16 protein-coding genes are annotated in these 19,377 nt (G+C 72.1%); 10 read left to right on the top strand and 6 right to left on the bottom strand.

The window, feature by feature from the left end; genetic code table 11:
* Window positions 1-55 precede the first annotated feature (55 nt).
* The 3 genes from OG247_RS27485 to OG247_RS27475 all read left to right on the top strand — a co-directional run bounded on the left by OG247_RS27485 (window position 56) and on the right by OG247_RS27475 (window position 4,840).
* Entirely contained in the window at window positions 56-1,471 is a 1,416-nt protein-coding gene (locus OG247_RS27485; RefSeq protein ID WP_327254732.1) for a class II fumarate hydratase, read from the top strand.
* A 112-nt stretch (window positions 1,472-1,583) separates the two neighbouring features.
* Window positions 1,584-2,351 (top strand): cytidylyl-2-hydroxypropylphosphonate hydrolase, encoded by a 768-nt coding sequence (fomD, locus tag OG247_RS27480; RefSeq protein WP_327254731.1) that lies wholly within the window; start codon window positions 1,584-1,586, stop codon window positions 2,349-2,351.
* Window positions 2,352-2,581: 230 nt separating this feature from the next.
* Window positions 2,582-4,840: an ATP-binding SpoIIE family protein phosphatase gene (locus OG247_RS27475; protein ID WP_327254730.1), complete on the top strand. Its 2,259-nt coding sequence runs from the start codon at window positions 2,582-2,584 to the stop codon at window positions 4,838-4,840.
* Between the two features lie 89 nt (window positions 4,841-4,929).
* On the opposite strand, the gene OG247_RS27470 is transcribed toward OG247_RS27475, so the two are convergent.
* Window positions 4,930-7,188, bottom strand: a complete 2,259-nt coding sequence (locus OG247_RS27470) for a transglycosylase domain-containing protein (protein WP_327254729.1) — start codon at window positions 7,186-7,188, stop codon at window positions 4,930-4,932.
* Between the two features lie 287 nt (window positions 7,189-7,475).
* Between OG247_RS27470 and OG247_RS27465 the strand changes: the two genes are divergently transcribed.
* The gene (locus OG247_RS27465; RefSeq protein ID WP_327254728.1) at window positions 7,476-8,387 is read left to right on the top strand and encodes an SPFH domain-containing protein; all 912 of its coding nucleotides are present in this window, start codon (window positions 7,476-7,478) and stop codon (window positions 8,385-8,387) included.
* Window positions 8,388-8,500: 113 nt separating this feature from the next.
* Complete coding sequence (locus tag OG247_RS27460; protein ID WP_327257646.1) at window positions 8,501-8,725, top strand: hypothetical protein; 225 nt, start codon at window positions 8,501-8,503, stop codon at window positions 8,723-8,725.
* Window positions 8,726-8,823: 98 nt separating this feature from the next.
* On the opposite strand, the gene OG247_RS27455 is transcribed toward OG247_RS27460, so the two are convergent.
* Window positions 8,824-10,326: a DUF2079 domain-containing protein gene (locus tag OG247_RS27455; protein ID WP_327254727.1), complete on the bottom strand. Its 1,503-nt coding sequence runs from the start codon at window positions 10,324-10,326 to the stop codon at window positions 8,824-8,826.
* 176 nt (window positions 10,327-10,502) lie between these two features.
* On the opposite strand from OG247_RS27455, the gene OG247_RS27450 reads away from it, so the two are divergent.
* From OG247_RS27450 to OG247_RS27440, 3 genes are read left to right on the top strand one after another with little or no spacing between them, the layout of a single operon-like run.
* The gene (locus OG247_RS27450; RefSeq protein WP_327254726.1) at window positions 10,503-11,027 is read left to right on the top strand and encodes a PadR family transcriptional regulator; all 525 of its coding nucleotides are present in this window, start codon (window positions 10,503-10,505) and stop codon (window positions 11,025-11,027) included.
* Window positions 11,024-11,710, top strand: a complete 687-nt coding sequence (locus tag OG247_RS27445; protein ID WP_327254725.1) for an ABC transporter ATP-binding protein — start codon at window positions 11,024-11,026, stop codon at window positions 11,708-11,710. Before OG247_RS27450 ends, OG247_RS27445 begins: the two co-directional genes overlap by 4 nt.
* Window positions 11,707-14,103, top strand: coding sequence for an ABC transporter permease (locus OG247_RS27440; RefSeq protein ID WP_327254724.1), 2,397 nt, complete (start codon window positions 11,707-11,709; stop codon window positions 14,101-14,103). Before OG247_RS27445 ends, OG247_RS27440 begins: the two co-directional genes overlap by 4 nt.
* A gap of 32 nt (window positions 14,104-14,135) precedes the next feature.
* Here OG247_RS27440 and OG247_RS27435 read toward each other — a convergent pair whose 3' ends face one another.
* The gene (locus OG247_RS27435) at window positions 14,136-15,083 is read right to left on the bottom strand and encodes a hydrogen peroxide-inducible genes activator (protein WP_327254723.1); all 948 of its coding nucleotides are present in this window, start codon (window positions 15,081-15,083) and stop codon (window positions 14,136-14,138) included.
* Between the two features lie 135 nt (window positions 15,084-15,218).
* Here OG247_RS27435 and OG247_RS27430 point away from each other — a divergent pair, with 135 nt between their 5' ends.
* Together OG247_RS27430 and OG247_RS27425 are read left to right on the top strand one after the other, a co-directional pair.
* Entirely contained in the window at window positions 15,219-15,773 is a 555-nt protein-coding gene (locus tag OG247_RS27430; RefSeq protein WP_327254722.1) for a peroxiredoxin, read from the top strand.
* Window positions 15,774-15,776: 3 nt separating this feature from the next.
* The gene (locus tag OG247_RS27425; protein ID WP_327254721.1) at window positions 15,777-16,316 is read left to right on the top strand and encodes an alkyl hydroperoxide reductase; all 540 of its coding nucleotides are present in this window, start codon (window positions 15,777-15,779) and stop codon (window positions 16,314-16,316) included.
* A 69-nt stretch (window positions 16,317-16,385) separates the two neighbouring features.
* On the opposite strand, the gene OG247_RS27420 is transcribed toward OG247_RS27425, so the two are convergent.
* The 3 genes from OG247_RS27420 to OG247_RS27410 are packed head-to-tail and all read right to left on the bottom strand — an operon-like array spanning window position 16,386 to window position 19,280.
* Window positions 16,386-17,114, bottom strand: a complete 729-nt coding sequence (locus OG247_RS27420; RefSeq protein WP_327254720.1) for a hypothetical protein — start codon at window positions 17,112-17,114, stop codon at window positions 16,386-16,388.
* Window positions 17,115-17,155: 41 nt separating this feature from the next.
* Entirely contained in the window at window positions 17,156-17,926 is a 771-nt protein-coding gene (locus tag OG247_RS27415; protein WP_327254719.1) for a hypothetical protein, read from the bottom strand.
* The gene (locus OG247_RS27410) at window positions 17,910-19,280 is read right to left on the bottom strand and encodes an AI-2E family transporter (protein ID WP_327254718.1); all 1,371 of its coding nucleotides are present in this window, start codon (window positions 19,278-19,280) and stop codon (window positions 17,910-17,912) included. The genes OG247_RS27415 and OG247_RS27410 overlap by 17 nt, the downstream gene beginning before the upstream one ends.
* Window positions 19,281-19,377: the final 97 nt, after the last annotated feature.

Raw genomic sequence — 19,377 nt, 5'->3', positions numbered from 1 at the left:
AGTTGGGAACAGTCCGAACAAGACAATTGCTCAACTTTTTGAGGAGGCACCACAGATGACCGATGATCAGCAACCGACCGAGGGCTCCGCGGAGTACCGCACCGAGCACGACTCCATGGGCGACGTACGGGTCCCCGCGCACGCCAAATGGCGAGCTCAGACCCAGCGCGCCGTGGAGAACTTCCCCATCTCCGGACTGCGCCTGGAGCGCGCCCACATCGAGGCCCTGGCCCGGATCAAGGCCGCGGCCGCCACCGTCAACGCCCGGCTCGGCGTGGTCGACGAGGACATCGCCGCCGCGATCGTCTCGGCGGCCGAAGAGGTCGCCGACGGCCGCTGGGACGAGCACTTCCCGGTGGACGTGTTTCAGACGGGTTCCGGCACCTCGTCCAATATGAACGCCAACGAGGTGATCGCCACCCTGGCCGCCGAGCGGCTCGGCCGCGCCGTCCACCCCAACGACCACGTCAACGCCTCGCAGAGCTCCAACGACGTCTTCCCGTCCTCCATCCACATCGCGGCCACCGCCGCCGTCACCGGCGAGCTCATCCCCGCCCTGGAGCACCTGGCCGGCGCGATGGAGCGCAAGTCCGCCGAGTTCTCCCAGGTGGTCAAGGCCGGCCGGACGCACCTGATGGACGCCACCCCGGTCACCCTGGGCCAGGAGTTCGGTGGATACGCGGTCCAGCTCCGCTATGGAGTCGAGCGACTGCGCGCGGCGCTGCCGCGGCTGGCCGAACTGCCCCTGGGCGGAACGGCCGTGGGCACCGGGATCAACACCCCGCCCGGGTTCTCCGCGGCCGTGATCGCCGAGGTGGCCGCGGCGACGGGGCTGCCGCTGACCGAGGCCCGGGACCACTTCGAGGCCCAGGGGGCACGGGACGCCCTCGTCGAGACGTCCGGAATGCTCCGTACGGTCGCCGTCTCCCTCACCAAGATCTGCAACGACCTGCGCTGGATGGCCTCGGGCCCGCGCACCGGATTGGCCGAAATCAATCTCCCGGATCTCCAGCCGGGGTCCTCGATCATGCCCGGGAAGGTCAATCCGGTCGTCCCCGAGGCCGCGCTGATGGTCGCCGCCCAGGTGATGGGGAACGACGCGGCGGTCGCCGTGGCGGGCGCCGCGGGCAACTTCGAGCTCAACGTGATGCTCCCCGTGATGGCCCGCAACCTCCTGGAATCCATCCGGCTGCTGGGCTCCGTGAGCCGCCTGCTGGCCGACCGCACCGTGGACGGAATCACCGCCAACACGGCCCGGGCCAGGGAGTACGCCGAGTCCTCGCCCTCCGTGGTGACCCCGCTGAACCGGTACATCGGCTACGAGGAGGCCGCCAAGGTCGCCAAGAAGTCCCTCGCGGAGCGCAAGACGATCCGCGAGGTCGTCCTGGAGTCGGGCTACGTGGACCGCGGCGACCTCACCCTGGAGCAGCTCGACGAAGCACTGGACGTGCTGCGGATGACCCGCCCCTGACCCCGGCGCGGCCGCCCCGTCCCGGGGTCCGGATCCGGTCGTTTCCCGCCCCCGGGCACCTCGGTGACCTGCAGCGCAGCGATCCTCCGGACCCCAGCCCTAAGATCTGCCCATGACAGGTACCGGAGGCCGCGGGGGCGGCAGTGCGCGGAGCTCGGCACGGGGCGCGGCACGGGGCGCGGCACGGAGTGCGGAGCGGACCGTGGAGCGGGGCACCGCCGAGGGCGTCCGCTGGGCGCCCGGGGAGCAGATCCTCTGGCGCTACCGCGATCACGCGCCCGGCGCGAAGGGCGCCGTCCACATCTGCCGGCCCGTGACGGTGGTGACCGACACCGACGATCTGCTCGCGGTGTGGATGGCCCCCGGGACCGAGTGCGTCAAGCCGGTGCTCGCCGACGGGACCCCGGTCCACGAGGAGCCGCTCGCCACCCGGTACACCGCGCCGCGGACCACCGTACGGTCACGCTGGTTCGGGGCGGGGGTGCTGAAGCTGGCACGGCCCGGGGAGCCGTGGTCGGTGTGGCTGTTCTGGGGGCCCGGCTGGCGGCTCAAGAACTGGTACGTGAATCTGGAGGAGCCCAGGTCCCGGTGGGCCGGCGGGGTGGACTCCGTGGACCACTTCCTCGACATCGCCGTCTACCCTGACCGAAGCTGGAAGTGGCTGGACGAGGACGAATTCGCGCAGGCCCAGCGATCCGGTCTGATGGACCCGGAACAGGCCCGGCGCGTACGGGACGCCGGCCGCGCGGCGGTGGACGTGATCCGGGCCTGGGGTCCGCCGTTCTCCGAAGGCTGGCAGGATTGGCGACCGGACCCGGCCTGGGGCGTACCGGCCCTGCCGGAGGACTGGGACCGCACCCCGGCGCATATGACCTCATGAGACCCTTGATGCGCCCCCGGGGGGCAATCGTAGGATCGTCCCGCACCGGGGTGCCGGGGGTCAAATGTCGCCGGCAGAACAGCATTTGACCTAGGCCGACGCGATAGCGAGAGGTAACGAGCGGGACGCGGAAACGCGGGGTGATGGTGTCCCCGCCGCTGAGCGGGTATACCGCGACTGACCGAGTTGAGTGCAGCGCACATCGAGCGCAAACGGACGGAATGCCACGCGTGACGGAGTACCCCACCTCTCAGGAGGGCCCCCAGCCGGTTGCCTCCGGCGGTCGGACGGACGAGTCCGGCCACGGCACGGAGGAACTGGGCCACGGCAAGGCCCCGCTCCCGGCGGCCGAGGCCGTGCGCACGCATGCGCAGCCCCAGGCGGCGGACCTGCCCCGCCCCCGCGCCACGGCGGAGGCGCCGTCCGCCTCCGACGGTGCCGGGGAGCCCGGCGATTCCCCCGCCGGGCCCGGCCAGGGCGCCGCCCGGGTCCGGGCCGGCCGTGACGAGGCCGCGGCCGCCGAGGCCGGCAGTGCGCGCACCCGCGACGGCGAAGCCGCCCGCGAGACCGCCCGCGAGACGGGTCGGCCCGGATCCGCGTCCGGACCGGGCTCCGGCACGTCCGGGACCGCGCACGGACCCGTCAGCGGCATCGGGGTCGACGCGACCATCGCGCGGCGGGAAGGCGACCGGCTGCGGTTCGTCGGAGCCGCCACCCGGCGGATCGCGCGCGGGATCGACCTCGACGAGATCGTGCTCGGCCTGTGCCGGGCCACTGTGCCCACATTCTCCGACGCCATCCTCGTCTACCTGCGCGATCCCCTCCCCGTCGGCGACGAGCGGCCCGTCGGACCGGTCGTTTTAAGGCTCCGCCGAACCGACCGGCTCCGGCCGATCGACGAGTTCACCGGAGCGGGAGCCGGCGCGGGAGCCGGATCCGGAGCGGGAGCCGGCACCGTCGGCGCGATGACCCCCGACGGCGAGCTCGACTTCAGCCAGCTCGCCCTGGTCGGCCCGCAGGGTGACCTGCCCGCGGCCGAGCTGTGCGAGATCCGCCCCGGCGGGGCCCTCGCCGAGGTGCTGCGCGGCGTACGGCCCGTCTTCGGGTCCTCCGCCGCCGCCCGGGCCGCCCTGCCCGAGCTGCTGGGCGCGGAGCACCCGGTCCCGCGCGGGCAGCGGGCCATCCTCGCCCCGCTGCGGGGCCGCCGCCGCGTCATCGGCGCGGCGGTGTTCCTGCGCACCCCCGAGCGGCCCGCCTTCGAGACGAACGACCTGCTGGTCGCCGCGCAGCTGGCCACCCACACCGCGCTGGGCATCGACAAGGCCGTGCTCTACGGCCGCGAGGCGTACATCGCCGACGAGCTCCAGCGCACGATGCTGCCCGACAGCCTCCCCCAGCCCACCGGGGTCCGCCTCGCCAGCCGCTACCTGCCCGCCGCCGAGACGGCCCGGGTCGGCGGCGACTGGTACGACGCCATACCCCTGCCCGGCAGCCGGGTCGCACTCGTCGTCGGCGACGTCATGGGCCACTCCATGACCTCCGCCGCGATCATGGGACAACTCCGCACGACGGCCCAGACGCTGGCGCAGCTCGACCTGCCGCCCGCCGAGGTCCTGCACCACCTGGACGAGCAGGCGCAGCGCCTGGGCTCCGACCGGATGGCCACCTGCCTCTACGCCGTCTACGACCCGGTCTCGCACCGGATCACCATCGCCAACGCCGGCCACCCGCCGCCGGTCCTGCTGCACCTGGGCGGCCGCGCCGAGGTGCTGCGCGTGCCCCCCGGCGCCCCCATCGGCGTCGGCGGCGTGGACTTCGAGGCCGTGGAGCTGGACGCCCCGGCCGGGGCCACCCTCGTGCTCTACACCGACGGCCTCGTCGAGTCCCGGCTGCGCGACGTCTGGACCGGCATCGAGCAGCTCCGCGAGCGCCTGGCCACCACGGCGCAGCTGACGGGCCTGGACCACCCGCCGCCGCTGGAGGCCCTGTGCGACGACATCCTGGACATGCTCGGCCCCGGTGACCGGGACGACGACATCGCGCTGCTCGCGGCCCGGTTCGACGGGATCGCGCCCAGCGACGTGGCGTACTGGTTCCTGGACCCGGAGGAGACCGCTCCGGGCCGGGCCCGCCGGTTCGCCCGCCGCGCGCTGGCGCGCTGGGGTCTGGAGGAGCTGGAGGACTCCCTGGAGCTCCTGGTCAGCGAGGTCGTGACGAATGCCGTGCGGTACGCCGAGCGGCCGGTGACCCTGCGCCTCCTGCGGACGGACGTACTGCGCTGCGAGGTCGGCGACGACTCCCCGCAGCTGCCGCGCCAGCGCCGGGCGCGCGACGACGACGAGGGCGGCCGCGGCCTGTTCCTGGTCAACCGGATGGCCCGCCGCTGGGGTGCCACCCGGTTGAGCAGCGGCAAGGTCGTCTGGTTCGAGCTGGCCCTGCCGCCCGTACCGGGTGCGCCGGGTGCGCCGGGCGCGCCCGAGCGCCGCTGACCGGGCCGCCACCCGGTCCGTACGCACCACTGCCCCGCCGGCACGAAGCCGCGGGGCAGTGGTGTGTACGGGGCGGGGTCCTGCGGTGGCTACCGCTCCGGTTCCCGGTCCGACGGCGGGGGCTTCGGCGAGTTGGACTTGGTCCCGCTCGGCGACGGCGTGCCGCTCGGCGTCCGGCTCGGCGACGGGGTCCCGCTCGGCGTCCGGCTCGGCGACGGGGTCCCGCTCGGCGTCCGGCTCGGCGACGGGGTGCTGCTGGGCGACGGGGTGCCGCTCGCGGACTTGCTCGGCGTGCTCGACGGGGAGCTGGTGGGGCTCGACGACTGGACCTTGCCCATGTCGGCCTCTTCCAGGTCGAAGGAGCCCGTGTCGGCGCCCTTGAGCGCGGCGAGCGTGTACTCCTTCCAGATCGCGGCCGGGAAGCTGGAGCCGCCCGCGCGTCCGCCGCCGGCGGTACCGGTCAGGCTGGTCTGGATGTGGGTACCGGGCTCGTCTCCGAACATCGCGACGACGGTGACCAGTTCCGGGGTGAAGCCGGTGAACCAGGCGGCCACGTTCTTCTCGGTGGTGCCGGTCTTGCCCGCGGCCTCGTAGGCCGAGCTCTTCACGGCCTTGCCGGAGCCGTCCTCGACGACGCCGGTGAGCACCTTGGTGACGGTGTCGGCGGTCTTGCGGCTGATGGCCTGGGTGCCGACGGCGCGGACGGGCTTGTACTCGCGGGTCGCGTGCTCGGCGGACTTGATGATGCTCGGCGTGACCTTCTTGCCGTGGTTGTCGAAGGTGGCGTAGACGCCGGCCATCTCCAGGGTGTCGGCGCTCATGGTGCCGAGCGACATGGCGGGCCTGTCCTCGGGCCAGCCGTCGCGGTCCTTCATGCCGAGTTCCAGGGCGGTCTTCTTCGCGTACTTCGGCCCGACGTCCACGATCATCTGGGCGTACACGGAGTTCACCGAGGAGTTGGTGGCGGACTGCACCGTCATCATCGGGTCGCCGTAGTCGCGGTCGTCCTGGTTCTGCGGGTTGAACGGGGTGTCGCTGCCGACCACGGGGCGCTTGCTGGTGCCGTCGTAGAGGGCGTTGGGCGTGATCGGCTTCCCCTCCTGCGTGCTCGCCTTGCGCTCGAGGGCGGAGGCGAGCACGACCGGCTTGAAGGTCGAGCCCGGCTGGAAGTCCTTGCGCAGGGCGTTGCTGGCCCACTGCTCGCTCTGTCCGGTGCCGCCGTACATCGCGACGATCATGCCGGTCTTCGGGTCCACGGAGGTGGCACCCGCCTGCACGGCGGCGTCGACGGGACGGCCCTTGCGGTCGAGCTTCGATTCCAGCTCGTCCTGGACGGCCTTCTCCAGCGCCGCCTGCTTCTTCGGGTCGATGGAGAGGGTGATCTCCCAGCCGCCCGCCTTGAGCTGAGCGTCCGTCATGCCGGTCTGCCGCTTGAGCTCCTCGTCGGCGGCCTGGATCAGATAGCCCTTCTGGCCCTCCGAGCCGGCGGCCGCCTTGGGCTTGATCGGCTCCTGGAACTTCATCTCCCGGCGCTTGGCCGGGTCCAGCTCGCCCATCTCGACCATGTTGTCGAGGACGCCGTTGAAGCGGATCATGACCAGCTTCTTGCCGTTCGGGCCGGCGGTCGCCCAGTCGTACTGGCTGGGGGCCTGGAGGAGGGCGGCGAGGTACGCGCCCTGTTCCAGGGTCAGCTTGTCGGCGTCGACCCCGTAGTAGGCCTGGGCCGCGGCCTGGATGCCGTAGGCGTTGCGCCCGTAGAAGTTGGTGTTCAGGTAACCCGCGAGGATCTCGGGCTTCTCCAACTCCTGGTCGACCTTGAGGGAGATGATCAGCTCCTTCAGCTTGCGGGTCGCCGTCTGGTCCTGCGTCAGGTAGAAGTTCTTGACGTACTGCTGGGTGATCGTCGAACCGCCCGCCTTGCCCTTGCCGGTGACGGTGTTGAACAGGCCGCGGCCGATGCCCTTGAGGTCGATGCCCCGGTCGCTGTAGAAGGACTTGTTCTCGATCGCGATGAAGGCCGTCTGGACGTTCTTCGGAACCTTGTCGATCGACACGATCTGACGGTTCATCGCGCCGACACGGGCCATGACCGAGCCGTCGGAGAGCTTGTAGACGTTGTTCTGCGTCAGCGCGTCGGCCTTCGGGTCCGGCAGTTCCACGTAGAAGTACAGGCCGACCAGGGCCGCCATGCCGAGGAGCATCGCCCCGAAGAGGGTGCCGAGCACCTTCCTCCAGGTGAAGAAGCGGCGTATGCCGGTGGGCTTCCCGCCCCTGCTCTTGCCGCGCCCGCGCGGCGCTCGTCGTGCACCGCGCTGCTGCTGCGCCCTTCGCGCTTCTGCTCGGCCCATCGCTCCCGCTCCGCTCGATAACCCCCCGACGTCAGCTCAGAAAGCTAACACCGCAGGCTGTGACAAAAACCGGCCAACCAATGGACATACAGGGCAATTCGGACGTGACAATGAGCACCCGTCCCACCGGAACCGACGCACCCGGAACCCCGGAGGTTGCCGGACCCGCACCACCTTCCCACCGTCCGGCCCGCCCCCTTCCCACCCGGCTCCCATCGGGCCCAAAAAAGTGATATCACTTTGCTAAGCGGCTCGACCAGCCGCAACCGAAGGAAACGGGGCAGAAGATGACGAACACCACGGGCGGTACCGAGACCGGCGTACGGGAGTTCCCCGCGCGGAGCGTGGGCGGCGGGCTCGCGCTGCTGCTCGGCCTGGCGGGAGTCGCGGCCGGGGCGGGCCTGATCGCGCTCGGCGCGGTGTCCGGGACCGACGGCGCCAAGGTGGGCCTGATCGCGGCGGGCGTCGTCGTGATCCTCGCCGCCCTCATCGCCATGGGCGGGCTGAACACGGTCTCGCCGGGCGAGGCCCGCGTGGTCCAGCTGTTCGGCCGCTACCGCGGCACCGTCCGCACCGACGGACTGCGCTGGGTCAACCCGCTGACCTCCCGCCGGCCCCTGTCCACCCGGGTCCGCAACCACGAGACGGCCGTCATGAAGGTCAACGACGCCTACGGCAACCCGATCGAGCTGGCGGCCGTGGTGGTCTGGCGGGTCGAGGACACCGCCCGGGCCGTCTTCGAGGTCGAAGACTTCACCGAGTTCGTCGAGACCCAGACCGAGGCGGCCGTCCGGCACATCGCGATCGAGTACCCCTACGACGCCCACGAGGACGGCGGCCTGTCGCTGCGCGGCAACGCCGAGGAGATCACCGAGAAGCTCGCCGTCGAACTGTCCACCCGCGTCGAGGCGGCCGGCGTCCACATCATCGAATCCCGCTTCACCCACCTCGCGTACGCCCCGGAAATCGCCTCCGCGATGCTCCAGCGGCAGCAGGCGGGAGCGATCGTCGCGGCGCGCAAGCAGATCGTCGAGGGCGCGGTCGGTATGGTCGAGCTCGCCCTGACCCGCCTCGCGGAGCAGGAGATCGTGGACCTCGATCCGGAACGGAAGGCGGCGATGGTGTCCAACCTGATGGTGGTCCTGTGCGGCGACCGCGCGGCCCAGCCGGTCATCAACACGGGCACCCTCTACCAGTGATCCCCGACGACGGCACGGACTCCCCCGGCGACCGGGCGGCCCCCACCGACCCGACCGGCTCCGGGGCAGCCGAGTCCGGCGCGGGCGGTTCCGGCGCGGGCGAGGCGCCCGCCGTGCCCCCCAAGGCGGCCGGACGACAGGCCCGCAAGCAAGTGCTGCTGCGGCTCGACCCGCAGGTGCACGACGCGCTCGCGCGGTGGGCCGGGGAGGAACTGCGCAGCGCCAACGCGCAGATCGAGTTCCTGCTCCGCCGCGCCCTGGCCGAGGCCGGCCGCCTCCCCGGCGGGGCGGGCCCGATCGCGCCCCGGGGCCGCCCCCGCGCCACTCCGGATTCCTGAGCCCGCCGGGACGGCCCACCGGACACCGGACCCGGCGGACCGGCGGACGGGCGGACGGGCGGACCGGCGGACGGGCGGACGGACCGGCGTCAGGCCCGCTAAGAAGGCCGGTTGAGCAGCACGAAGCCGTCCTCCTGGGCCACCGTCCGGTACCCCTCGCTCCGGGCCCGGCCGAGGGCGATGGACTCGTCGATCAGCGACAGCGGCCACCGCCGCTCCGGTGCCACCTCGGTGTCCACGATGATCCACTCGGGGTCGGCCCGGCTGTCCGCCCAGCCGTGCAGGCTGACGCTCGTACGGTTCGCCAGGTGGGGGACCAGCCCGTCCGAGGCCTGGACGGTGGCCCCGTCCGGGATCCGGTCCATCAGCCGCTGCGCCACGGCCACCCGGGGGTCGGTCCGCCAGAAGTCCGGCCGCCCCAACTGCCCCAGCGAGTGCACCGGCAGCAGCAGCAGGCAGACCCCGGCCGCGCCCGCCAGGTAGCGCCGCAGCCCGGCGGTGGTGGTGCCGCGCCTCGCCAGGGCGTCGACGAAGGCGGCGAACACGATCGGCATCACCGTGAGGGAGTAGTGGTACCCGGTCCCCCAGTGGGCCGGATAGTCGGAGATCCCCCGCCACAGCAGCCCCGGCACGGCCACCAGCACCAGCGGGGAGCGCAGGGCCAGGAACAGGGTCGGCGCCAGCACCGTCAGCAGGGTGGCCACCTTGATGTCGGGGGTGACGAGCCCGATCGTGGCCTTGAACAGCAGGTCCCCGAAGCCGCCCCCGGCCTCCGCCCCGGCGGCGGCCCCGCCACCGCCCCCGCCCAGGAAGGAGGCGTAGAAGTACGAGCCGCTCGGGCTCAGGGCCGGCAGCACCACCGTCATGGCCAGCAGCGTCCACGCCGCGCCCGTCACGGCGAGGGCGATGCCCAGTCGGCGCCCGCCCCGGCCGCCGCGCCACGCGATGAGCCCGCCGATCGCGGCCACGGTCAGCCCGAGGTCCTCCTTCACCAGCACCAGCGGCAGCGCCCAGCACACGGCGGCGCGCAGCCGCCCGCTGCCCAGCGCGGCCAGCGAGCAGGCCAGGAGCGGTACGGCGAAGGCCCATTCGTGGAAGTCGAAGCCGATCGCGTTCGCGATGCCCCACGAGAGCCCGTAACAGAGCCCGATCACCACGGCGGCCGCGTCGCCCAGCGTCCGGCGCGCCCAGAGGGTCAGCGGGAGCACGCTGACGGCGACCAGCGCGGCCTGTGCCACGAGGAGGGTCCGCGCCGAGGGGAAGATCCGGTACAGGGGGGCCAGGACGGCCAGGACGGGGCTGAAGTGGTCGCCCAGGACCGGGAAGTCCGGCCCCTTGACCTCCGAGACCGGCAACCGGCCCACGGCGTAGGAGCGGACGGCCTGTTCGAAGATCGCCAGGTCGAAGCTGTGGGAGTGCAGGCGCGCGTGGGTCCGCAGCGACAGCGCCGCGTAGAGGACGAAGAGCCCGCCGGCCAGGGTCCACGCCCACCACGGGACCGGATGCGGGGCCTCGGGGGACGGCTCCGCCCCCGGCTGTCCCGCGGGGGCGGACTGCTGGGGCGGGAGCGCTGCGGTGACGCCGGTGGGGGGTGCGTGCATGGCGGGCCTTTCGGGTGCGGGGCCGATGCCCACAACGTGCCAGCCGCCCGGGGCCCCCGTCCCGAACCGCGCTCCGTACGCCCGCCGGTCCCTTCGAATGGGCGCAAACCGCCTGAAGATCATCTCTGCACCGCGTGTATACATCGAGCGTATACACCGCGTGTATAGTCCTCGGCATGTCCATCAGTCACGCACTCCTCGGCCTCCTGGAGGCCGGCCCCCGGCACGGTTACGACCTCAAGCGGACCTTCGACGAGAGATTCGGCCACGACAAGCCCCTGGCCTACGGGCAGGTCTACTCGACCATGTCCCGGCTGCTGAAGAACGGTCTGGTCGAGGTCGACGGGGTGGAGAGCGGCGGCGGCCCCGAGCGCAAGCGGTACGCGATCACCGACGCCGGGATCACCGACGTCGAGGGTTGGCTCGCCCAGCCCGAGAAGCCCGAGCCGTACCTGCAGTCGACCCTCTACACGAAGGTCGTCCTCGCCCTCCTCACCGGCCGCAGCGCCCAGGAGCTGCTGGACACCCAGCGCGCCGAGCACCTGCGCCTGATGCGCATCCTCACCCAGCGCAAGCGCAAGGGGGACCTCGCCGACCAGCTGGTCTGCGACCACGCACTGTTCCACCTCGAAGCGGACCTGCGGTGGCTCGAGCTCACCGCCGCCCGCCTCGACCAGCTCGCCCAGGAGATACGCCGATGACCCCGGCCGGCACGCTGCTCAGCGCCACGGACCTGCGCAAGACCTACGGCACCACCCACGCCCTCGACGGCGCCGAATTCTCCATCCACGCGGGCGAGGTCGTCGCGATCATGGGCCCCTCCGGGTCCGGCAAGTCGACCCTGCTGCACTGCCTCGCCGGGATCGTCACCCCCGACTCCGGCACCATCACCTACGCCGGACGCGAGCTCTCCGCCATGAACGACGGCGAGCGCAGCGCCCTGCGCCGCGGCGAGTTCGGCTTCGTCTTCCAGTTCGGCCAGCTCGTCCCCGAGCTGACCTGCGTCGAGAACGTCGCCCTGCCGCTCCGCCTCACCGGCGTGAAGCGCAAGCAGGCCGAACGGACCGCCCTGGAATGGATGGAGCGGCTCCAGGTCGACGACCTAGGCCGCAAGCGCCCCGGCGAGGTCTCCGGCGGCCAGGGCCAGCGCGTCGCCGTCGCCCGCTCCCTCGTCACCAACCCCCGGCTGATCTTCGCCGACGAGCCCACCGGCGCCCTCGACTCCCTCAACGGCGAGCTCGTCATGCAGCTGCTCACCGAGGCCGCCCGGTCCACGAACGCCGCCGTCGTCCTCGTCACGCACGAGACCCGCGTGGCCGCGTACTCCGACCGCGAGATCGTCGTGCGCGACGGCAAGTCCCGCGACATGGAGCGCGCGGTATGAGTCACGGCACCCACAGCAAGCAGGGCGGCCCCGGCCGCCAGGGTGCGCTCGCCGTCTGGCTCCGCGACCTCGCACTGGGCACCCGCTTCGCCTTCGGCGGCGGCCGCGAGGGCTGGACCCGTACCCTCCTCACCGGCGTGGGCGTCGGCCTCGGCGTCGCCCTGCTGCTCGTCACCAGCGCGATTCCCGCCGCCATGGCCGCACGCGACGCGCGCGGCGCCGCCCGCCAGACGTTCACCTCGCCCACCGCCGAGCAGCCCGGCCCCGCCACGCTGCTGATCACCGACGTGAACCAGACGTACCGCTCCTACGGGGTCGACGGACGGCTCGTGCAGCCCGAGGGCCCGGACGCCCCGCTGCCCCCCGGCGTGAAGAAGTTCCCCGGGCCCGGCGAACTGGTCGTCTCCCCCGCCCTCGACAGGCTGATGAAGACCGGCGAGGGCGAGCTGCTGCGCGACCACCTCGACGGGAAGATCGTCGCGACCATCGGCGAAGCGGGCCTGGTGGGCCCCGGCGACCTCTACTTCTACGCGGGCAGCGACCGGCTCACCCAGCTCCAGAAGGAAGCGCCCAACTACATCCAGCGGATCACCGCCTTCGAGAACACCATGGAGAAGGAAGGCCTGGACCCCGTCCTCACGCTCCTCGTGGTGCTCACCTTCGTCGCCCTGCTGATGCCGGTCGCCGTGTTCATCGGCGCCGCCGTCCGCTTCGGCGGCGACCGCCGCGACCGCCGGCTCGCCGCCCTGCGCCTGGTCGGCGCCGACGCCCGGATGGTCCGCCGGATCGCCGCGGGCGAGGCCGCCGCCGGATCGCTGATCGGCCTGGCCCTGGGCACCGGCTTCTTCCTCGCCGCCCGCCAACTGGCCCCGGCCATGGACCTCTACCAGCGCAGCGTCTTCCCCTCCGACCTCAACCCGACGCCCTGGCTGGCCGCGCTCATCGCACTGGCCGTACCGGCCGCGGCCGTCGCCGTGACCCTGTTCGCCCTGCGCGGCGTGGTCATCGAGCCGCTCGGCGTGGTCCGTACGACGACCCCGGGCAAGCGCCGGATCTGGTGGCGGCTGCTGCTCCCGCTGGCCGGACTCGGCCTGCTGGCCCCCCTGATCGGCAAGGGCAACGACAGCGGGCAGTTCAACCAATGGCAGGTCTCGGGCGGCGTGGTCCTGCTCCTCGTCGGCATCACCGTCCTGCTCCCTTGGGTGCTGGAACGGGTCGTCGGCCGGATCGGCGGCGCGGGCCCGGTCTCCTGGCAGCTGGCCGCCCGCCGGCTCCAGCTCACCAGCGGCAGCTCCGCCCGGCTGGTCAACGGCATCGCCGTCGCGGTCGCCGGAGCCATCGCCCTGCAGATGCTCTTCGCCTCCACCGCGGACTCGTACACCCGCGAGACCGGCCACGACCCCACCCGCGCCTCGATCTCCGTCATGCAGCGCACCCGAGGCGGGGGCGAGGACGTCGCCCGGGCCCTGACCGGGACCAAGGGCATCACCCAGGTCGTCGCGGAGTCCTCGACCAATGCCGGGCGCAGAAAGGACATGAACTACACGGACACGGCGATCTCGGTGACGACCGGCACCTGCACCGCCCTCAAGGAGTACGCGCAGCTGCCCTCCTGCAAGGACGGTGACGCCTTCGTCATCGCCGGCGGCGGCGATCCGAGCGGCATGACCGGCGATACCGCGGGGCCGGGCGAGAAGCTGTTCGCCGGGAACATCTTCAAGGAGAACGAGGGCGACGGCGCGAAGCCGGTCGCCTGGACGGTGCCGGCCGACGCCCGCACCGTGCAGGCCCGCAAGGGGCCCATGGGCGAGACGCTGACCGGGCTGCTGGTCACCCCGGCCGCCGCCCCGAAGGGCATGGGCAACTACCAGTCCTCCCGGGTCTACGTGACGCTGGACCCGAAGGTGCCCGACGCGATGGAGCTGGCCCGCAACGCCGTCTTCAAGGCCGACCCGCTGTCCGTCCCCATGACGATCCAGGCCACCGAGGTCAGCGACCGCTACGCCTCCATCCGGACCGGCCTGTTCGTGGGCTCCGCCCTCGTGCTGATGCTGATCGGCGCCAGCCTGCTGGTCTCCCAGCTGGAGCAGCTGCGCGAACGCAGGCAACTGCTGTCGGCGCTGGTCGCCTTCGGCACCAAGCGCTCCACGCTCAGCCTCTCCGTGCTGTGGCAGACCGCCCTGCCGATCGGCCTGGGCCTGGCCCTGGCCACGGTGGTCGGGCTCGCGCTCGGCACGGTGCTGATGCAGATGGCGGGCGCCACGATCCGGATCAACTGGACCGCGGTCCTGTCGATGATCGGCATCGGCGGGGGCGTGGCCGTCCTGGTGACCCTGCTCAGCCTGCCGCCGCTGCTGCGCCTGATGCGTCCGGACGGCCTGCGGACGGAGTAGTTCCACCGGATCCGCGAAGCCTGCGCCCGCTCTCAGTCCGTCAGCCAGACGGGGAGCGGGCGTACGGCTTCGCGCAGCGCGTCGGCGACGGCGCGGAACTCCTCCTCGCGGGCCGTTCCCGTCCGCATGGCCAGCGCGATCCGCCGCGAGGGCGCCGGTTCGGCGAAGTACCCGGTGGCCAGCTGCTCGTTGCGGGCGGTCTCCAGGCGCAGCGCGGTGCGCGGCAGCAGCGTGACGCCGAGCCCCCCGGCGACCAGCTGGACGAGGGTGGACAGCCCGGCGGCGGTCGTGGTGACGTCCGCCCCGGTGGCGCGTCCCGCGTCGTGGCAGATGTCGAGGGCCTGGTCGCGCAGGCAGTGTCCCTCGTCGAGGAGGAGCAGCCGCAGCCCGCGCAGTTCCTCGCGCGGGATGTCCTTGCGGCCGGCGAGCGGGTGATCGCGCGGCGCGAGCAGGACGAAGTCCTCGTCGAAGAGGGGCAGTTCGGTGACGCCGGGCACCCCGAGCGGTACGGCGAGCAGCAGCAGGTCGAGCCGCCCGGCGGCCAGCCCCTCCAGCAGCGAGGCCGTCTGCTCCTCGTGGACCTGGAGGTCGAGCCGGGGGTAGCGCCGGTGGAAGAGTCCGAGCACGGTCGGCAGCAGGTACGGGGCCACGGTGGGGATCACCCCGAACCGCAGGGCCCCGGTGAAGGGGGCCCGTACCGCCTCGGCCTCCTCCAGCAGCCCGCCCATCGCGTCGAGCACCGCCCTCGCCCGGCCCGCGATCCGTTCCCCGGCGGGCGTGAGCAGCACCTTGCGCGTGGTCCGCTCCAGCAGCCGGACCCCGAGCGCCTCCTCGAGCGCGGACACGGCCCCGGAGAGCGCGGGCTGGCTCATCCCGATCGCGGCGGCCGCGTCCCGGAAGTGCAGCTGCTCGGCCACGGCGGCGAAGGCCCGCAGCTGGGCGAGCGTCGGCTGTTTCGTTCCCCTGTTGCCCACGGCCATTGATAGGTACCTCCGATCAGAGCTCACCAGGGTAGCTATTTCCGCAATCAATGCGGCTGTGTCAGCATGTGAGATACGTCCAACCCCCTCGGAAAGCCCCCAAAAGGGTCACTTTCCTATCCGCAAGGAGAGCGCGTGCTCACTGTCGGCGACCAGTTCCCCACCTACGACCTGACCGCTTGTGTCTCGCTCGACGCCGGAGCCGAGTTCGCGCAGATCGACCACAAGACCTACGAGGGCAAGTGGAAGATCATGTTTTCCTGGCCGCTCGACTTCACCTTCGTGTGCCCCACGGAGATCGCCGCCTTCGGCAAGCTGAACGAGGAGTTCGCCGATCGTGACGCCCAGATCCTCGGCTTCTCGCTCGACTCCGAGTACGTGCACCACGCCTGGCGCAAGGACCACGCCGACCTGCGTGACCTGCCCTTCCCGATGATGTCCGACATCAAGCGCGAGCTCTGCGCCGACCTCGGCATCCTCGGCTCGGACGGTCTCCCGATGCGTGCCGTCTTCATCGTGGACCCGAACAACGAGATCCAGTTCTCCATGGTGACCGCCGGTTCCGTCGGCCGGAACCCCAAGGAGGTCCTGCGGGTGCTCGACGCCCTGCAGACCGACGAGCTGTGCCCCTGCAACTGGACCAAGGGCGAGGGCACCCTCGACGCCGGTGCGCTGCTGGCCGGTGAGTGAGCGATGTCCCTCGACTCCCTCAAGTCCGCCCTGCCGGACTTCGCCAAGGACCTGAAGCTGAACCTCGGTTCGGTCATCGGCAATCAGGACGCCCTCACGCAGCAGCAGCTGTGGGGCACGGTCCTGTCCTGCGCCATCGCCGCGCGTTCCCCGCGCGTCCTGCGCGAGCTGGAGCCGGAGGCCAAGGCGGCCCTGTCGCCGGAGGCGTACACCGCCGCCAAGGCGGCCGCCGCGGTCATGGCGATGAACAATGTCTTCTACCGCACCCGCCACCTGCTCTCCGACCCGGAGTACGGCAACCTGCGCGCGGGCCTGCGGATGAACGTCATCGGCAACCCGGGTGTGGAGAAGGTCGACTTCGAGCTGTGGTCGCTCGCCGTCTCCGCGATCAACGGCTGCGGCCAGTGCCTGGACTCGCACGAGCAGGTCCTGCGCAAGGCCGGCGTGGACCGCGAGTCGGTCCAGGAGGCCTTCAAGATCGCCTCGGTGATCCAGGCCGTCGCCGTCACCCTCGACGCGGAAGCCGCCCTCGCCGGCGAGTGACACCCCGCCGTACGTGCCACAGGGGCCCCGCGACTCCGGTCGCGGGGCCCCTTGCGCGCGAGGGACGGCCTAGCGCTTCAGCTTCGTCATCAGTGCCCGCATGTCCTCGATCATCGCCGCGTGCATCGCGTTCTCGTCGATGGTGCCTGACGGGAATTTCCCGTCGACGGCGGCGGCCTCGCGCACGGGGAACCACTGCACGGTGAGGGTGAACACCGCCCCTCCGTCCAGCACCATGAGCCGCGATCCGTCGTGCGCGTACTGCCGGTCGAGCACCGCCCGGTCGCCGAGGCCCGGCACTTCCTGCCGCTCGTCGGTGTCCAGCCGGGTCGCCGGTTCCGTCCCGGGGCCGGTGGCGAACTCCGGCGCGGGGTCACCCTTCTTGTGCAGCTCGACCAGCAGCTCGACCCCGTACATCATGGTCCCGTCCTCGTACGGCGTGGAGACCGTGCAGTACGACCAGTCCTGCGCGAGGAACACGCCCTCGCCGCTCTGGCGCCCCTCGAACGCCCGGCCGGCGGCCTGGGTGACCGTCTTGAGCTCGAAGTCGTCGCACAGGTCCGGGGAGTGCCGGTAGCCGAGGCGCGGCACATCCGGGAAGAATCTTTCTTGCACGGCCGGCACGCCCGCCCACACCGCCGAGGACACCACCACCCCGGCCAGCGCCCACAGCCATGGCCTGCGCGTGGCCCGTACGCGTTCCCGCTCGTGCTCGCGCCCGGCCGGGAGGGCCTCCGCGGCTGCGTCCGCCCCGCTCGCCGTCTCCCAGCCCCCGTCGATCTCGGGCTCGCCGATCATCCCCGTGTCCCCCGTCCCCCGCGCCCCCGCGGCTGTCGCGCCTACCTGCGCAGCGCCTTCATCAGGCCGTGCATGTCGTCGATCATCGCAGCCTGGACCGCGTCGGAATCGGGCTTCGGCGGATCTTGCGGAAGCCCGGAGCCGGAGATCGGATTGCCGTCACCGTCGACCTGGTCCGGGCCGAACGCCCACACCGACACGTCCACGGTGAACACCGCACCCCCGTCGAGGACGGCGAGCCGCCACGACTGCTCGTACTCCATCTCCCAGATCAGCGCCCGCTCCCCGAGCCCCGGCACCGAGCGCGGCTCCGCGCGGTTCATGCCGGCCCAGCCCGCGGGCGCGGGATCCGCGCCGAACTCCGGGGCGGGGTCGGTCCGTTTGTGCAGGGTCATCGAGGCCTGGGCCTCGTACGAGAGCCGGAACCCGAGCTTCTCCGAGGGTTCCATGTTGGTGCTCAGCTGGCAGTACGCCTGGTCCACTCCCGGGTGCTCGAACAGCTTCGGGGTGGAATTCCACTGGATCACCTCGGCCAGCCGGGCCAGCGTGGGCAGCTTCGCCTCGTCGCACAGGCTCAGGGGCAGCGCGTAGCGCAGCGGCGGGCGGTCGTCCTGGGGGGTTACGGACCACCAGGCGCCCGTCCACAGCGCGGAGGCGATCAGGGCCCCGCCGAGCGCCCACCGCCAGGGACGGCGGCCGGGAGGCGGGGATCCCTCGTAGCGCTCCGGTCCCTGCGGCCCCTCCGGCTCTTCCAGGCCGTCCGGCCCCGGTATGCGGTACGAGCCGCCGTCAAATTCAGGCTCCGTTATCACCCGTACGTGTCTCCTCCGCCTCGGCTGCCGTCTGACCCAGGGCCGTCGCACCGTGCGGCCCGGGGCCGACCGGGGAGAGCCCGTGATGGAGCTGTTCGCGGGAGTAGGCCCGCAGGTACCCGACCACCGTATTGGTGACGGCGACCAGGGGAACGGCGACCACCGCTCCGCCGATGCCGGCGACCAGTCCGCCGGCCGCCACCGAGAGCACCACCGCGAGCGGATGGACCCGTACCGCCCGGCCCAGGATGAAGGGCTGGAGCACGTGGCCCTCGATCTGCTGCACGGCCAGGACCACCAGCAGCACCATCGCCGCGGTGAACGGCCCCTGGGTCACCAGGGCCACGACCACGGCGAGGGCGCCGGAGATCACCGCACCGACGAGCGGGATGAAGGCGAAGAGGAAGATGAAGACGGCGAGCGGCACGGCCATCGTCACGTCGAGGAAGTACAGGCCGAGGCCGATGAACACGGCGTCGATGAGGGCCACCAGGACCGTGCCGCGCACGTACGCGGTCAGGGTGCGCCAGGCGCGCGGACCGGCGCCGGCGACACCGGGGCGGGCGGCGGCCGGGAGCAGGCTCGTGGTCCAGGTCCAGATGCGCTTGCCGTCGTAGAGCAGGAAGAGCGTGGAGAACATCGCGAGCAGCATGCCCGTCAGTACTTCGACGAGGACCGTGACGCCTTGCAGGCCGGCGGAGGTGATCTGCTCGGTGTTGGTGCCGATGGTCTCGCTGAGGTTCTTGGCGATCTCGTTGATCTGCTTCTCGGTCACGTGGAACGGACTGTCCAGCGCGGCGAGTTTGAGGTCGTTGATGCCTTCGCGCAGCCGGTCGGAGAGCTGGTCGAGGTTGTCCATGACCTGCCAGACCACGAACCAGCCGACCAGCCCGATGACCACGAACCCGAGGATCGCGGTGACGGCCGTGGCCAGCCCGCGGGGCATGCCGAGCCGGCGCAGCCGGACCACGAAGGGCTGGAGCAGCGCGGTGACCAGGAGGGCCGCGGCGAAGGCGAGGACGACCAGGCGGACTTCGCTGATCACCCGCATCAGGACCCAGAGCATCCCGGCGAGCAGCAGCAGCCGCCAGCTCGCCTCGGCGGCGACGCGCACGCCCCACGGGATGACGGACACGGGGTCGGGGCGCACGGCGGTGGCGTAGCCGGCGCGTTCGGCGCCCGGGGCCGCGGGGGGCGGGGGGGCGGGGGCCGCGGAGGGCGCCGGGGCCGGAGAGGGAGAGGGAGACGCGGAGTCGGAGGTCTCGGCCTCGACCTCGGCGCGCCGCTCCGCGAGCCGGGCCTCCACGTGGCTCAGCCTCTTGCCGAGCCCACCGAGCCAGCCTGTCTTCGCCATCTCGTTCCCTTCCCCCCGCCCTGGACCGCATGCCGGGGCACACCTCGAAAGACCGTACACGCGAGGAGCCCCGCACCGTAGGACGATGCGGGGCTCT

Origin of the sequence: Streptomyces sp. NBC_01244 (genome assembly GCF_035987325.1) — a bacterium.
In the GTDB taxonomy this organism is placed as follows: Bacteria; Actinomycetota; Actinomycetes; order Streptomycetales; family Streptomycetaceae; genus Streptomyces.
This window is presented reverse-complemented; position numbering and strand designations above follow the sequence as displayed.